This is a genomic window from Ensifer sp. R1-3 (genome assembly GCF_056739175.1).
On record NZ_CP096515.1, the window covers coordinates 799210 to 814161 of the forward strand.

The 14952-nt window shown below is 62.4% G+C and carries 12 protein-coding genes and 1 riboswitch; of the genes, 7 read left to right on the top strand and 5 right to left on the bottom strand.

Going from position 1 to position 14952, the window contains the following annotated elements:
- The first annotated feature begins 182 nt into the window (after window positions 1–182).
- Both M1D43_RS03880 and bluB read left to right on the top strand, forming a co-directional pair.
- Complete coding sequence (locus tag M1D43_RS03880; protein ID WP_127540103.1) at window positions 183–1004, top strand: SDR family oxidoreductase; 822 nt, start codon at window positions 183–185, stop codon at window positions 1002–1004.
- Between the two features lie 39 nt (window positions 1005–1043).
- Window positions 1044–1256: riboswitch (cobalamin riboswitch) on the top strand.
- A gap of 45 nt (window positions 1257–1301) precedes the next feature.
- Complete coding sequence (bluB, locus tag M1D43_RS03885; RefSeq protein ID WP_003534102.1) at window positions 1302–1985, top strand: 5,6-dimethylbenzimidazole synthase; 684 nt, start codon at window positions 1302–1304, stop codon at window positions 1983–1985.
- Window positions 1986–2442: 457 nt separating this feature from the next.
- Here bluB and M1D43_RS03890 read toward each other — a convergent pair whose 3' ends face one another.
- The 4 genes from M1D43_RS03890 to M1D43_RS03905 all read right to left on the bottom strand — a co-directional run bounded on the left by M1D43_RS03890 (window position 2443) and on the right by M1D43_RS03905 (window position 7793).
- Complete coding sequence (locus M1D43_RS03890) at window positions 2443–3570, bottom strand: DUF2865 domain-containing protein (RefSeq protein ID WP_127540099.1); 1128 nt, start codon at window positions 3568–3570, stop codon at window positions 2443–2445.
- Window positions 3571–3737: 167 nt separating this feature from the next.
- Window positions 3738–4382, bottom strand: a complete 645-nt coding sequence (locus M1D43_RS03895; protein ID WP_003534106.1) for an acyl-homoserine-lactone synthase — start codon at window positions 4380–4382, stop codon at window positions 3738–3740.
- Between the two features lie 156 nt (window positions 4383–4538).
- Entirely contained in the window at window positions 4539–5276 is a 738-nt protein-coding gene (locus M1D43_RS03900; RefSeq protein ID WP_003534108.1) for a helix-turn-helix transcriptional regulator, read from the bottom strand.
- Between the two features lie 204 nt (window positions 5277–5480).
- Entirely contained in the window at window positions 5481–7793 is a 2313-nt protein-coding gene (locus M1D43_RS03905; protein ID WP_003534110.1) for an NADP-dependent malic enzyme, read from the bottom strand.
- A 242-nt stretch (window positions 7794–8035) separates the two neighbouring features.
- Here M1D43_RS03905 and M1D43_RS03910 point away from each other — a divergent pair, with 242 nt between their 5' ends.
- Both M1D43_RS03910 and M1D43_RS03915 read left to right on the top strand, forming a co-directional pair.
- Window positions 8036–8881 (top strand): UDP-2,3-diacylglucosamine diphosphatase, encoded by an 846-nt coding sequence (locus M1D43_RS03910; protein WP_153313564.1) that lies wholly within the window; start codon window positions 8036–8038, stop codon window positions 8879–8881.
- A 248-nt stretch (window positions 8882–9129) separates the two neighbouring features.
- Entirely contained in the window at window positions 9130–10353 is a 1224-nt protein-coding gene (locus M1D43_RS03915; protein ID WP_153313566.1) for an MFS transporter, read from the top strand.
- Here M1D43_RS03915 and dgcA read toward each other — a convergent pair.
- Complete coding sequence (gene dgcA / locus M1D43_RS03920) at window positions 10305–11288, bottom strand: N-acetyl-D-Glu racemase DgcA (RefSeq protein WP_498814104.1); 984 nt, start codon at window positions 11286–11288, stop codon at window positions 10305–10307. The two genes, M1D43_RS03915 and dgcA, sit on opposite strands and share 49 nt — an antisense overlap.
- Window positions 11289–11473: 185 nt before the next feature.
- On the opposite strand from dgcA, the gene M1D43_RS03925 reads away from it, so the two are divergent.
- The 3 genes from M1D43_RS03925 (at window position 11474) to M1D43_RS03935 (ending at window position 14895) form a co-directional block, all read left to right on the top strand.
- A complete protein-coding gene (locus tag M1D43_RS03925) occupies window positions 11474–12613 on the top strand; it encodes an ABC transporter permease (RefSeq protein ID WP_003534118.1) in 1140 nt (379 codons plus the stop codon).
- Window positions 12614–12624: 11 nt separating this feature from the next.
- Window positions 12625–13434, top strand: a complete 810-nt coding sequence (locus M1D43_RS03930; protein WP_153313569.1) for an ABC transporter ATP-binding protein — start codon at window positions 12625–12627, stop codon at window positions 13432–13434.
- A 90-nt stretch (window positions 13435–13524) separates the two neighbouring features.
- Entirely contained in the window at window positions 13525–14895 is a 1371-nt protein-coding gene (locus M1D43_RS03935; protein WP_003534122.1) for an MlaD family protein, read from the top strand.
- Window positions 14896–14952 lie beyond the last annotated feature (57 nt).

A 14952-nucleotide genomic window follows, 5' to 3' on the forward strand; every position in this document is an offset into this window, starting at 1 on the left:
CAGCGCCGCGTCAGCGGCGCGGGAGGAGTTCTTTCAGCCCAAGGACTTGGTCTGGCTGGATCCCTGTGACGAGCACAGGGATGAGGAGATCAGACAAGTAGCGGCGGGTATCCCAAATCTCAACAGGCATTAATGCACGCTCACCAAGGCATATTCACCAACATCTCAAAGGGAGGATCAGGATGAGCACGGACCACGCCCGACTGGACGGGAAGATCGCCATTGTGACCGGGGGCACGCAGGGGCTCGGTGCCACGATTGCCGCACTCTTCGCGGAGCGCGGCGCCGCCGGCGTCGTCATTTGCGGGCGCAACGCGGCGAAGGGCGAGGCGAAAGCTGCCGAGATCGCCGCGGCGACGGGTTCGAAGGTCGTCTACGTACCGGCGGATCTCGAGCGGGTGGAGGATGCCCGTGCCGTCGTGGCGGCTTGCGACCGCGCCTTCGGCCGCGTCGATGCGCTGGTCAACGCCGCAGCGATCACCGACAGGGGTACGATCCTCGACACCAGCCCGGAACTCTTCGACCGGATGTTCGCGGTCAATGTGCGGGCGCCATTCTTTCTGATGCAGGAGGTGATAAAGGTGATGCGGCGCGAGAAGACGGAGGGCACGATCGTCAATATCGGCTCCATGTCGGCGAAGGCGGGTCAGCCCTTCATCGCAGCCTATTGTGCGTCGAAGGGGGCGCTGGAGACGCTGACCAAGAATACCGCCTATGCCGTCCTTCGCAACCGGATACGGGTCAACGGCCTCAACATCGGCTGGATGGCCTCGGAAGGCGAAGACCGGATCCAGCGCGAATATCACGATGCGCCGGCGAACTGGCTCGAAAAGGCGGCAGCGAGCCAGCCCTTCGGCAGGCTCGTCGACCCGGCCGAGGTCGCGCGTGCCTGCGCCTATCTCTCATCGGCAGAATCCGGCCTCATGACGGGTTCCGTCATCTGCTTCGATCAGTCGATCTGGGGTGCCTATGACGCCTCGCCTCATCCGGAGGCGCCGCTCTGAAGCTCCCGCTTGCTTGCCTTGCCTTTCGTGGGGACCTGTGGCCATATGCGCCCGTCAGGTGCCCGCGAAATGCGGGAGAATCGGGAAGCCGGTGCAGTTCCGGCACGTGCCCAACGCTGTGAAGGGGACGTTCTCGCCGAAAAGGGCTCTGAATCTTTTCAGAGCTTTGCCACTGAATATTGAAGCTATTCGGGAAGGCGGCGCGAACGGATGATCCGAAGTCAGAAGACCGGCCTGGCGAGATAGACCGGCCCCGCGCGGACGGCGGGAGGTTTCCGCATTGTTGGGGATCGAACGATGCTGCCTGACCCGAACGGCTGCCTTACGGCCGCCGGAGCTTTTTCGTCGGACGAGCGCGCCGCCGTCTATCGTGCCATTGAGACGCGTCGCGACGTGCGCGACGAGTTCCTGCCCGAACCATTGTCCGAGGAACTGATCGCCCGCCTGCTCGGTGCGGCGCACCAGGCGCCGTCCGTCGGCTTCATGCAACCCTGGAACTTCGTGCTCGTGCGCCAGGACGAGACGCGGGAGAAAGTCTGGCGGGCTTTCCAGCGCGCCAATGACGAGGCCGCAGAGATGTTTTCCGGCGAAAGGCAAGCGAAGTACCGGTCGCTGAAGCTCGAAGGCATTCGCAAGGCGCCGCTCAGCATTTGCGTGACCTGCGACCGGACGCGCGGCGGAGCGGTCGTCCTGGGCCGCACCCATAATCCGCAGATGGATCTGTACTCGACCGTTTGCGCCGTCCAGAACCTCTGGCTCGCCGCGCGGGCGGAGGGCGTGGGCGTCGGCTGGGTCAGCATTTTCCACGAGAGCGAGATCAAGGCTATCCTCGGAATCCCGGATCATGTCGAAATCGTCGCCTGGCTCTGCCTCGGTTTCGTCGACAAGCTGTATCAAGAGCCGGAACTCGCCGCGAAGGGCTGGCGACAGCGCTTGCCGCTCGAAGATCTCGTTTTCGAGGAAGGCTGGGGCGTCCGTTAGATGACGATGTTATTAGGTCGGTCGACCAAAAAACTTGAACGCGATCAATTCCAAGAGGTTAGAGCGGGATGCAGCGGAAAACCGCACACACTTTTCCTCACCCCGCCCCAAGGCCTGTTGAGTTTCGGGATACCCGCCGCGGCTTGTTGATCTCCTCATCCCTGTGCTTGTCACAGGGATCCAGCCAGACCAAGTCCTTGGGCTGAAAGGACTCTTCCCGCGCCGCAGACGCGGCGCTGCTGGATCCCTGTGACAAGCACAGGGATGAGGAAGAGGAGAGATTGCAGTCCTTCGATACGTACAGCGCCGCGCGTCTTATCAGACGCGCTTTGATCTTCTGCATGTTTTTGTCCTTTGATCGGCAACGGTCAAAGGACAAGTCCAGTAGGCCGCGCAGTCGGTACTCAAGGAATTCAAGAGCATCGCCATTCTTGCAGAATGCTCGCAACGGCGTATGTCAGTTTTCCTGCAGCGGCTGGTAACGGGGCCCAAGCGGATGCTTGAGGTCGATCGCGCTCTCTTCCTGCGGAAGGAAGGTCGGACCGACGACGCGGACCTTGTTTTTGGCCGGGTCGTAGGGCCGCTCTTCTATCGGCTTGGCCGGCGCCTTCTTCTCGCTGTCAATGGTTATGACCGACGGGCTGACGACGGTGAGCTTGCCGGCGGAGCCTGCCTTTTGCCCGTTGGCATCCGTTGCGGGGTCCGGGATTCCGCAGCCACAGATGCCGGGTGAGCCGACACTGCGCGCCCGGTAGGCGAAGGCCGTTGGGAGATCGGTGTAGGGCCGGCCCGTCGTCGCCGAAATCATCTGGTCGGCTTCTTCCGTCGCGAGCACATGATAGTAGAGCTCCGTCTCCGCACCCGGGCATCGCGCGCGGCAGAGATCGGCGTCGCGACCGAAGTCTGCCGGCGTGGCATGCGAGGAGATGGGAAAGAAGGCGCCATCGCATGTCCTTACGCACATGGTTCTGAGGCTGCCGGCGAAATCGTCATCCGTGAGCGGTAGCTCGGCCCGGGGGGCGTCGAGCAGAAGCGGATAGGCATCGCTGTCCGGCGGCAGGTCGCGCAGGATGTTCCGGTGAACCTCCTTTCCCTCGGCGGCGCTCGCAAACTGGCCTTCGGCGCTTCCGGCATCCCAGCCCTCTCGGGGCGCTCCCGAGCAGCCGTTGAGTTCCATGGCAGCGAGGATGCGCCGGCGAACGTCGTCGTCACCACCGCCGATCAGATGCCTACGCTGCGCCTTGAGTTGCCGCAGATTCTCCTCCATCCGCGCGATCGTGTCGTCGAGTTCGGCGCAAGCGGCCTCGTCATCGCCGCCGATGACGACGACGCTGTCGCTGCTGCATTCCATTCGGCGGCGATCGTTCTTGGCGCGGCGCAACTCGATGTTCTGGCGGGAGACCGCACCGGTGAAATCGCGCAGGCTGGCATTCGTCGTGAAACCTGTGGGAAGGCCGGCGAGGCGTGCGCCCAGCCGTTCGCAAACGCCGGACGCTGCGGCCGGGCCGGCTGCGGCCAGCGCCAGCGGTACGAGAACCGCCGCGATGCGCCGGATCTTGGATGCCACTTTCGGGGACGCGGACACGTGCTTCTTCCTGCATTGCAGCGGACCGTTGCCGATGTGTCCGCCTTACCGTCTCATCATAGGACCTTGTCGAGATGGCGCAACGGGAAGAGGGCATCTGCGTTAATTCGCAATGCCCGTGGATGGAAGCTGTGGGCCGTGCGATCTGCACGGCCCGGATTATCGGGTCAGGCGGCGCGTGCCGTTTCAAGCGACATCGGGCGATCGAGAACGGTGCCCTCGATGGAGGCCACCGCCTTCATCGTTTCGAGCAGGTTCCTGCTCACCTCCCACGCGATGGCGACCGCATGGACGGAGCCGATCCTGTGCGGATCGGCGATGCGCTCCCCAGGGCAACCCATGCGGCGGAACATTCGCTCCAGGAACACATCGGTGACCGTGACGATATGGCTGATGCCCGAGGCAAGGCTCATTTCGCCCACACCGCACATCAGTTCGGCCGCGGCGATGGTGACCTGGTTCGATGCGCGATCCTGGGAGATTTCGGGATCGATGCAGAAGCGGCTCGATTCCCACACCGACGCACTACGGATTTCCGGATTGTCCCCGAGCAGGATCGGGAACGTATCGTCCAGCATATTCGGACCGAGCGTCGGAAGGAGCCTGAGGGAGCCACGAATCTTGCCGGTGTCCGGCGAGTACGACATGACATAGAGCGGATTGGCCTTGTCGTAGTGGTCGATTTCCCAGTCCCCTTCGGTCTTGACGTCCCATTTCAAGAAGTCGTGGAACACGCGCTTACGCAGCCGGAACATCTCGTCGATGGCCTGGGGGTGCTGGCTGCGACCGTTTCCGTTCACTATCCTGATCATTTTTTCGCTCCATGCGTGATTACGCGATGTAGCGATGCTGTCAGGCTCGGATGACACATGTAACTGTCTATAGTGACAGTTTATTTCCTCATTTTTTCCCAATAGATTTGTGGGGGAATCTGCGAGTGGCCGGTCCTGTCCCGGGCCGGCAACCCGTCAGATGGTGGGGATCAGAGCATGTCGAACAGCGTGCGCTACAGCTTGCGTGTTGGACACTACATTGAGTTTGCGGCGGGCATTGGTCATGAAGAAACGCACCGTTCGCTCGGATATGCCGAGAATCGTTGCGATCTCCCAGTAGCTCTTGCCGGCCGCCGACCACGTGAGCACCTCCGTTTCCCGCCCGGTCAGGCGGAGATCGCGCTCGTCGAGCGCCCCGGCCATCGCCGAATGTTCGAGCATGGAGGCGTGGAAGAGGTTGGCAGCCAGCTGGAAATCGCGCAGATGGCAGCGGCGGTAGGCGGACCACTCAACCGGCGACATGTTTGCACCGATTGCGAGAAGCGCCATGCGGCCCGCAGGCGAGGGGAGCGGTAAGGCCACGCCTTCGGTGGAAAGCCCGATTTCTTCGGCCGCCTCGAAGAGGGGCTCGCATTCCGGAAAGCGGCGCCGCGCTGTCGCCCATTCCACCGGCCTGACGCCGCCGAGCGCAAGCTTGAGGATCGGGTCGATCCTGTAAAGCCCCCTGGCGGCGTAGATTTCGGCGGCGTAGGCGCCGAAAGTGTGATGCAGGCGGCAGATTCTCAAACCATCCGGAAGAGACTCCGCCTCCAGATACAGGAGATGCGAGATGTTGAAGGTTCGACGCATCAGGGCGAAGAAGCGCTCGGGGTCTGCGCAACCTCCATATTCCACGATATCCAGCAAATTGAGGACAGCCTGTTGATTAGCCATGCCGTAACACCGAAACTTGCCCCTATAATAAACATGGTTTACGGCGGCCGGTTTTGTCTAGTGCAATATTTCATAAACGGTGCAGTAATCCCGCTTATGCAATCATAAGTTGACTTTTTGGCCAAATATCGCTGACGCGGCTGCGTCGGTCCCGTGAAAGCGGCGTTTTTCCGCCCTCCAGTGAATGAGGAGGCGCGCCACCCCTCAGACGGGATGGCTTGATTCGACGACGGCCAGCGCTGCCATGTTGACGACGCCGCGCGAGGTGACGGACGGCGACAGAATATGCGCCGGCAGCGCCGAGCCCAGAAGGATCGGGCCGACATGCAGGCTGTCCGTCATGGTTTTGACCACGCCGAGCGTGATATTGGCCGCGTCGAGATTGGGGAAGACGAGCAGGTTCGCTTCGCCGTTCAGCGTGCTGTCCGGCATCACGCGTTGGCGCAGGACCTCGGAGATGGCGGAATCGCCGTGCATCTCTCCGTCCACCTCGAGATCGGGGGCGAGCTCGCGCACGAGCTGCAGTGCGGTGCGCATCTTGAAAGCGCTCTCGGAATCGCGCGAGCCGAAGTTCGAGTGGGAGACGAGGGCAGCACGCGGCGTGATGCCGAAGCGGCGGATTTCGTTTGCCGCCATCACCGTCGTCTGAGCGATCTCCTCCGCGCTCGGGCTGAAGCTCACATAGGTATCGGTGAAGAAGGTCGCGCCGCGTTGTGAGATCAGGAGGCTGAGCGCCGAGAAGTCGAGTACGCCCGAACGCTTGCCGATGATCTGCGATACATCGCGCAGATGCCTGCTGTAGCGTCCCTCGACCCCGCAGATCAGCGCGTCCGCCTCGCCGCGCTTGACGGCGAGCGCGCCGATGACCGTCGTATTCGTGCGCACGATCGTGCGGGCCGCCTCGGGAATGACGCCGAGCCGCCCGACGAGGGCGAAATAATCATCGACATAGTCGCGATAGCGGGGGTCGCCCTCGGGATTGACGACCTCGAAATCGACATCGGGGCGGATTCTGAGGCCGTAGCGCCGCAGGCGGGTCTCGATGATTTGCGGGCGGCCAATCAGGATCGGCTTGGCCGTGCCTTCTTCCAGCAGCACCTGGGCGGCGCGCAGCACCCGCTCATCTTCGCCCTCGGCGAAGATGACGCGGTTCTTCGCCGCGTTCTTCGCTGCAGCAAAGACCGGCTTCATGATGAAGCCGGAGCGGAAGACGAAACGGTTGAGCTTGTCGAGATAGGCGTCGAAGTCCTGGATCGGACGCGTGGCGACGCCGCTTTCGGCCGCCGCCTTTGCAACGGCCGGCGCAATGCGCAGGATCAGCCGCTGATCGAAAGGCGAAGGGATCAGATAGTCGGGGCCGAAGACCGGCGTTTCGCCGGAATAGGCGCGCGCGGCGACATCCGACGGTTCCTCGCGGGCAAGGCCGGCGATCGCGCGGACCGCCGCCATCTTCATTTCTTCGTTGATGGTGCGTGCGCCGCAATCGAGCGCGCCACGGAAGATATGCGGGAAACAGAGGACGTTGTTGACCTGGTTCGGGAAGTCCGAGCGTCCGGTGCAAATCATGGCATCGGGCCGCGCGGCGCGGGCCACCTCTGGCATGATCTCCGGCGTAGGATTGGCCAGCGCCATGATCAGCGGCTTTTCGGCCATCCGGGCCAGCAGTTCAGGCTTGAGGACGCCGGCGGCCGAGAGCCCCAGAAACACGTCCGCCCCGCCGATGCTGTCGGCGAGCACGCGATTGTCGCTCTCCTGCGCGTAGACGGCTTTCCACTCGTCCATCAGGGCCTCGCGCCCTTTGTAGACGAGACCTTCGATGTCGTGGACCCAGATGTTTTCGCGCCTGGCGCCCAGCGTGACGAGGAGGTTGAGGCAGGCAAGCGCCGCCGCCCCGGCACCCGAGGCCACGATCTTGGCCTCGGCAATGTCCTTGCCGGCGAGTTCCAGGCCGTTCAGGACGGCGGCCGCGACGATGATCGCGGTCCCGTGCTGGTCATCGTGGAAGACCGGTATTTCCATTTTCTCGCGCAGACGCCGCTCCACCTCGAAACATTCGGGAGCTTTGATGTCCTCGAGATTGATGCCGCCGAAGGTCGGCTCCAGCGCCGAGATGACGTCGACCATCCGATCGACCGTCGGTGCGTCGATCTCGATGTCGAAGACGTCGATCCCTGCGAACTTCTTGAAGAGAACAGCCTTACCTTCCATCACGGGTTTGGAGGCGAGGGGACCGATATTGCCGAGGCCGAGAACGGCGGTGCCGTTCGATACCACGGCGACGAGATTGGCGCGGGCGGTGAAATCGGCTGCGGTCTCGGGATTGTCCTTGATGGCGAGGCACGGTGCGGCGACCCCGGGTGAATAGGCGAGCGCCAGGTCGCGTTGGTTCCCGAGCGGCTTGGTCGGCTGAATCTCGAGCTTGCCGGGGCGGGGATAGCGATGGAAGAAGAGTGCCTGCTGATCGATGTCTCCGCTGGCGGGAACGGCCTGGGATTTCGCTTTATCGCCCGTGTTCATGCCTTTGCATTCCTTGAATTCTTGCGTGGACCCGAGAGCGCGTTTGTGAAATCGCGTTCACGTCCGGTGCTGATAGATGTCGTGCCTTTTGGCATGAATCGCCCGGCACGTACAGTTTCGACGCGGTTCTTTCCAGCATGGCTACTCGGCGCTCGCTGCGTGCTCGGCGTCCCATGTCATCTTCCTGAAACACGAGTCTGATTTTGACGGTCGTGAAACGGCTAAACCAGGATGAGGCTGGCATGGCGGCGGCATCGGCACCCCAACAGGATTCCGTTCGGAAACTGCGGACGCTTTTCATTTCCGATGTTCATCTGGGCTCGAAAGCGGCCAAGACGGACTTTCTCCTGGATTTCCTGCGGCACCACGAGGCGGAGACGATCATTCTCGTCGGGGATATCGTGGACGGCTGGCGTCTCAAACGCAGCTGGTATTGGCCGCAATCCTGCAACGACGTGGTCCAGAAGCTTCTGCGCAAGGCACGAAAAGGCACGCGCATCATCTACATCCCCGGCAATCACGACGAGTTCCTCCGGGACTTTCCGGGCGTTCACTTCGGCGGTATCGAAGTGGCGCAGCGCTATCTCCACAAGGGCGCGGACGGGCGGACCTATCTCGTGCTGCACGGGGACGAGTTCGACGTGGTCGTGCGCAACGCACGCGTTCTCGCCTATCTCGGCGACTGGGCCTACGACATGGCGATCGCCATCAATATAGGCCTTGCGGCGATACGTCGTCGTCTCGACATGCCTTACTGGTCGTTTTCCTCCTGGGCCAAGCTGCAGGTCAAACATGCGGTGAACTTCATCGGCGAGTTCCAGAAAGTCGTGACCGAGGAAGCCCGTCGTCACGACGCGCAAGGCGTGATCTGCGGCCACATCCATCATGCGGTCATCGAGGACATCGACGGCATCCGGTACATAAACACGGGCGACTGGGTGGAGAGTTGCACGGCGATCGCCGAGCATCACGACGGCACGATGGAGCTCATCACCTGGCACCAGATGCGCGGCGACACCGCCGCTGGGCAGCGAGCCGGGGAGGCCGAGACGATGCCCGTCAGGCGGTTGGCACCGCAGGCCGCCTGAGTGATTCTGCGGGGTAAGGGAAAACTCCCGGAGGGAGCCGGCTATCGTTCCGGTGGACAAGCACCCGCAGTGACGAGCGGGATGAGGAAAAGTGTGCGCGGTTTTCCGCCCGCATCCCGCGTCTCAACTTTTTGGTATCGATCACGTTCATGTTTTTAGGTCGACTCGACCTAAAACATCGTGATCTAGCCGATGGCAAACACACGCGCGGTTGTGCTAATGGTGGCCCACAGCCATCAGGTCCTTCCATGATTCCGTCATCTGCTCCCGCATTCGTCGCGGGGCCCCCGCCGCGCCATTTCGCACTCCGCATCGCGCTTCTCTTCTCAGCGCCGCTGATCGTCAACGGTTTCGCCATGCCGTACTTTCCGGTCTGGCTGAGCAGCCTGTCGCTCAGCGACTTCGAAATCGGCATAGTGCTTGCAGTTCCGATGTTCGTCCGGGTAATCACCGCACCACTGGCGGGCGTTCTCGCAGACCGCATCGGCGAGCGGACGATCGTCCTGATCTGGTCGGGTATCCTATCCTTCGCCGGAGCCGTCGTTCTTTTCTATGCGCAGAGCTTCTGGCCGGTGCTCGTCATCTACACGCTGCAATCTGCGGTTTATTCGCCCTATGTGCCGATCGTCGAGGCGATCGCCCTTTCGGGCGTGCGGCGCTGGGGCTTCGACTATGCGCAGATGCGTGTCTGGGGATCGGTCGCCTTTATCGGGGCGACGATGCTGGGTGGCTGGCTGATCGGAGTCGTCGGCGGGCAGATGGTCCTGCCCGCCATGGCGGCGGGCTTCGCGCTCACCATCCTTTTGGCGGTGGCCGCGCCGCGTGTCGGCCGTCCGCGCAGGCCATCACCGATTACCGCAATCACCGAGCCGCCGCCGCAATCGCTGCGACAGGCGGATCTGCAACTGCTGCTGGTCGGCGTGACGCTGGTCAACAGCAGCCATGCGATGCTCTTCGCCTTCTCTGCCATCTATTGGCAGCATATCGGCTACAGCGGCACCCAGATCGGCATTCTCTGGAGTGCCGGCGTCGCGGCGGAAGTGCTGATGTTCTTCCTCGCCAGGGCGATCGTCCGCCGTTTCAGCATCTGGACGATGATCTTCTCCGGCTGCCTGCTCGCGGTCGTACGCTGGCTGATCTTCCCGATGGATCTCGGCTTCTCGGGCTATTTCGTTCTGCAGTGCTTTCACGCCTTCACCTATGCGATCATGCATACGGGCATGCAGCACAAGCTGGTCGAGCGTGTCGCGGAGGAGCAGGAGGCGTCGGCGCAGGGGCTCTACTTTTTCTACACCGGCATCTTCACGGCGATCTTCACCTTTCTGTCGGGCTATTTCTACGCCTGGTTCGGCGTCGACGGCTTCTACTCCATGTCGGCGGTCGCGCTTTCGGGCTGCCTTTTCACCTTCCTCGGCTGGTATCTTCAGCCCCAGAGGCTGGCCTCCGGCGGAAAGACGAGCGAGGCCTCGTAGCGAAGGCCCGGCGAGCGGTCTTTCGAGAGCAGCAGCGGTCCGTCGAGATCCACGAAATCCGCGTCCTGCGCGACGAGTACCGCCGGCGCCATGGCGAGCGAACTGCCGACCATGCAGCCGACCATGATCTTCAGGCCGAGGGCTTCGGCCGCAGCGCGCATGCGCAGGGCCTCCGTCAGCCCGCCGGTCTTGTCGAGCTTGATGTTGACCGCATCGTAGCGGCCGACGAGCCTTTCGAGGTCCTCCGTGGCATGCACGCTTTCGTCGGCGCAGACGGGTACCGGGCGAGGCAGGGAGGCGAGTATCTCGTCGCGGCCGGCGGGCAGCGGCTGTTCGATGAGGCTGATGCCGTTCTCGGCGCAGGCGGCGAAGTGGGCGGCAATGTTGGCTTCCGTCCATCCCTCATTGGCGTCGAGAATGATGCGGCTCCCCGGCGCGCCGCTCCTGACGGCGCAAATGCGCGCCGTGTCGTCTGACGTTCCGACTTTCACCTTGAGAAGCGCCCGATGGGCGTGTTTCGCGGCCTGGGCCCTCATCTCCTCCGGCTCGGCGAGCGACAAGGTGTAGGCGGTGGTCAGAGGCGTCGGGCCAGCGATTCCGGCGAGCTCGGCAGCGGAGCTTCCGCTGCGCTTTGCCTCGAGATCCCACAGGGCGCAGTCGACCGCGTTTCGCGCGGCGCCGGCCTTCATCGCCGTCTGCAGGTCGGTGCGGGTCATGTCCTCTTCGATGAGGGGCCGCACGGTCTCGATGGCGCTCAGCACCGACTCGACCGATTCGCCGTAGCGGGCATAGGGCACGCACTCGCCCCAACCCGATAGCTCGCCGTCGGTGACGCGGCAGGTGACGACGCTTGCCGTGGTTTTCGAGCCGCGCGAAATGGTGAAAGCGCCTGCGATCGGGAAATGTTCGACGGTGGCTGTAAGAGTAATCGGCATAGGGACCCCATGACTTCATCCGCTCCGGACCGCGAATGGCGGAGTTTTGCGAAGCTTGCGGCCCATTGTGTCATTTCTGTCGCACCAAGGGCACTGTACGACTTTGAATTCCCGCATGATTTTGTCATCAAATCGATTCTGGTTTAAGAGACTATGCGGAGAACGAACTGAAAGACCGATATCACGTGACGCGTGCCCAAACAGAGACCGCTGCCGACGTCGTCGTCGATGAGGGCGCCGCCGGAAACGGTCGGCGCTATGTGTTCAGCGGCGACTGGCGGCACGAGACGGCGGAGGCGATGGCCGCCAAGCTGAAGCGGCTTGAAAAGCCCGCGGGCGGCCAGAGCGAATTCGACTTCTCCGGCATCACCCGGATGGATACGGCGGGTGCGTGGATCATTCGCCGCTTCATGAATGGGACAGCCGACGAAGTTCGTTTCACGGGCGGCGAGCGCTACGCCGAATTGGTCCGCGCACTGCCGAAGCAACTGCGTCGCCCGGAAGAGAGTGCGACGAGAATGCCGCTTTTCCAGCGGCTGTTTACGCCCGTGGGCGAGCTGACGGTCTCCATCTGGACCGACACGGTGGCTGCCATGTTCATCCTGGGCTCTGCGGTACGCGGCGCGCAGATGAAGCTCGGGCGTCACGCCGGCGTTTCGCCTGCTGCGATCGTCCACCAGATCGACCGTATGGGCGTCATGGCGACGCCGATCATCACCCTGATGTCGTTCCTGATCGGCGCCATCATAGCGCAGCAGGGAGCGTTCCAGCTCCGCTCATTCGGCGCGGAGATTTTCGTGGTCGATCTCGTCGGCATCCTGCAATTGCGCGAGATCGGCGTGTTGCTTACCGCGATCATGATCGCCGGTCGGTCGGGCAGCGCGATTACTGCCGAGATCGGCTCCATGAAGATGCGCGAAGAGGTCGATGCGCTCAAGGTCATGGGCTTGAGTCCGGTCGGCGTTCTTGTCTTTCCGCGTCTCGTGGCGCTGACGATCGTCCTGCCGCTCCTGACGATCATCGCAAACTTCGCCGCGCTTGCCGGCGCCGCCATGGTGGCATGGACCTATTCCGACATCACGATACCGACCTTTTTGGCGCGGTTGCAGGAAGCGGTCGATTTCTCCTCGGTCGCGGCCGGCATGATCAAGGCGCCCTTCATGGCCCTCATCATCGGCGTCGTTGCCGCAGTCGAGGGACTGAAGGTCGGAGGCAGCGCCGAGTCGCTCGGGCGGCGCGTGACCTCCTCCGTCGTCAAATCCATATTCGTCGTGATTCTGATCGACGGATTGTTCGCCATGTTCTACGCGGCAATCGATTTCTGAGGTAGGCGAACATGGTTCAGGCGGTCATCGAAAAGCAAGCGGATGCGGGGGGCAAGCGAGAGGCGGTCCTCTCCGTTCGCGATCTGACCGTCGGCTTCGGCGACCATGTCGTTCTCGACAATCTCAATCTCGAAGTGCTGCGGGGTGAAATTCTCGGCTTCGTCGGCGCCTCCGGTACCGGCAAGTCCGTACTGATGCGCACGGTCCTTCGGCTTCTGCCGAAACGTTCCGGCACGATCGAAATTCTTGGCGCCGACTACGACAGCATGGGCGAGGCCGAGCGCATCGCACTTGATATGCGCCTCGGCGTGCTGTTCCAGCATGGCGCGCTTTTCTCCGCCCTGACGGTGCGTGAGAACATCCAGGTGCCGATGCGCGAATATCTCGATCTGCCGCAAGACCTGATGGACGAGCTCGCGCGCCTGAAAATCGAACTGGTCGGCCTCGCACCGGAGGCCGCGGAGAAATACCCTTCGGAGCTTTCCGGCGGCATGATCAAGCGCGCGGCGCTTGCGCGCGCGCTCGCGCTCGATCCCGACCTCGTCTTTCTCGATGAGCCGACGTCCGGCCTCGATCCGATCGGTGCTGCGGAGTTCGACGAGTTGATCGCCAAGCTGCGGGACACGCTTGGATTGACCGTGTATATGGTGACGCACGATCTGGACAGCCTGTTCTCGGTCTGTGACCGGATCGCGGTGCTCGGCAAGAAGCGCGTTCTCGTCGAAGGCACCATCGAGGATATGCTCACCTGCGACGAGCCCTGGGTGAAGTCGTATTTCCGGGGCAAGCGCGCAAGGGCAATCGTGCGCGAGCAGGATTGAGCCGGGAATGCGCAGGCGGGGGAGCTACGGCAAGCCTGCTCGCAGAAGTACATGAACAGGCGGCAAGGGCCGCAAAGGTAGGTAATGCCGATGGAAACTAAAGCGAATTATGCCATTGTCGGCTTCTTCACCGTCCTGGTCATCGCCGCGGCCTTCGGCTTCGTCTACTGGATGTCGCAATATGGCCGGACCGGCCAGATGGTCGAACTCGTCGTCAACATTCCCGGATCGGCCAATGGTCTGTCGGTGGGCTCACCGGTGCGCTTCAACGGGATCAACGTCGGCAGCGTGCGTAATCTTGCGATCGACGCCAACGATCCTCGCTATTCGATTGCGATCACCGAAGTCTCGGCCGATGCCCCGGTCATGAAATCCACGACGGCGACGCTCGAGGTGCAAGGGCTGACGGGAGCGGCCTATATCGAGCTCAGCGGCGGGCGCAAGGGGGACGAAAACATCCTCAAGACCGCGCTGGAAAAGGGCACCCAGGCGCATATCCTTGCCGATCAGTCGAGCGTCACCAGCCTGCTGGCGACCGCGGACCAGATCCTCGACCGAGCGAATTCGGCGATCACGGATATCCAAAGCTTCGTCACCGACGTCCGTGGCCCGCTGACGTCAACCATCGGCAACGCGGAGCGCTTTTCCAAGGCGCTGGCGGACAATTCCGGTGCGATCGACCAGTTCCTGAAAAGCGTCGAACAACTGTCGGGCTCCGTCAATGCAGCATCGAAGAAGCTCGACGATACGCTTGCGAGCGCCGACAGGCTGATCAAGTCGGTGGACCCGAAGAAGATAGACAACATCGTCAGCAATGCCGAGCAGGTGAGCAACAATCTGAAGGATGCTTCGGGCGGGGTATCGGAAGCGATCGCCGGATTCCGGCGTACGGTGGAAACTTACGATCAGTTCGGCAAGAGCGCGCAGGAGACGTTGAAGCGGGTCGATACGCTGGTAGCCGCCGTCGACGCGCAGAAGGTCGGGCTGGTTGTCAACGACATCACGGCCGCGAGTGCGGACGCCCGCAAGGTCGCCGCACAGGTTTCGGACTTTGCCGAAAAGATTTCCGCCCGGCAGGATGATATCGATCAGACGATCACCGATTTCACGCAAATGTCCAACAAGCTGAATGCGGCATCGAACCGGGTCGACAGCATCCTGGTGAAGATCGACGGCTTCCTCGGCGACGCGGATGCTCCGTCGCTTTCTGCGCAGGCACGCGAAACGCTCGAGTCCTTCCGGCGGGTGGCGGAAAACCTGAATGCGCAACTGGGCCCGATCGCGGAAAATCTCAAGCGTTTCTCCAATTCGGGACTGCGGGACGTGGAGGCGCTCGTCGGCGACACGCGCCGCACGGTTCAAAGCCTGCAGAATACGATTTCCGATTTCGATAAAAATCCGCAGCGCCTTTTGTTCGGCGGCGAAACGGTTAAGCAATATGATGGCCGCACGCGGCGGTGATTCGTTTATCGAGGGTCGCGGGCAGGTTGCGTTGAGGGCGGGGAGCTGAACGGCGCC

Bases quoted from the DNA above. Each gene is read 5' to 3' on its own strand.
- M1D43_RS03880 (WP_127540103.1), top strand. From the start codon at position 183: ATGAGCACGGACCACGCCCGACTGGACGGGAAGATCGCCATTGTGACC.
- bluB (WP_003534102.1), top strand. From the start codon at position 1,302: ATGCTGCCTGACCCGAACGGCTGCCTTACGGCCGCCGGAGCTTTTTCG.
- M1D43_RS03895 (WP_003534106.1), bottom strand. From the start codon at position 4,382: ATGATCAGGATAGTGAACGGAAACGGTCGCAGCCAGCACCCCCAGGCC.
- M1D43_RS03900 (WP_003534108.1), bottom strand. From the start codon at position 5,276: ATGGCTAATCAACAGGCTGTCCTCAATTTGCTGGATATCGTGGAATAT.
- M1D43_RS03905 (WP_003534110.1), bottom strand. From the start codon at position 7,793: ATGAACACGGGCGATAAAGCGAAATCCCAGGCCGTTCCCGCCAGCGGA.
- M1D43_RS03910 (WP_153313564.1), top strand. From the start codon at position 8,036: ATGGCGGCGGCATCGGCACCCCAACAGGATTCCGTTCGGAAACTGCGG.
- M1D43_RS03915 (WP_153313566.1), top strand. From the start codon at position 9,130: ATGATTCCGTCATCTGCTCCCGCATTCGTCGCGGGGCCCCCGCCGCGC.
- dgcA (WP_498814104.1), bottom strand. From the start codon at position 11,288: ATGCCGATTACTCTTACAGCCACCGTCGAACATTTCCCGATCGCAGGC.
- M1D43_RS03930 (WP_153313569.1), top strand. From the start codon at position 12,625: ATGGTTCAGGCGGTCATCGAAAAGCAAGCGGATGCGGGGGGCAAGCGA.
- M1D43_RS03935 (WP_003534122.1), top strand. From the start codon at position 13,525: ATGGAAACTAAAGCGAATTATGCCATTGTCGGCTTCTTCACCGTCCTG.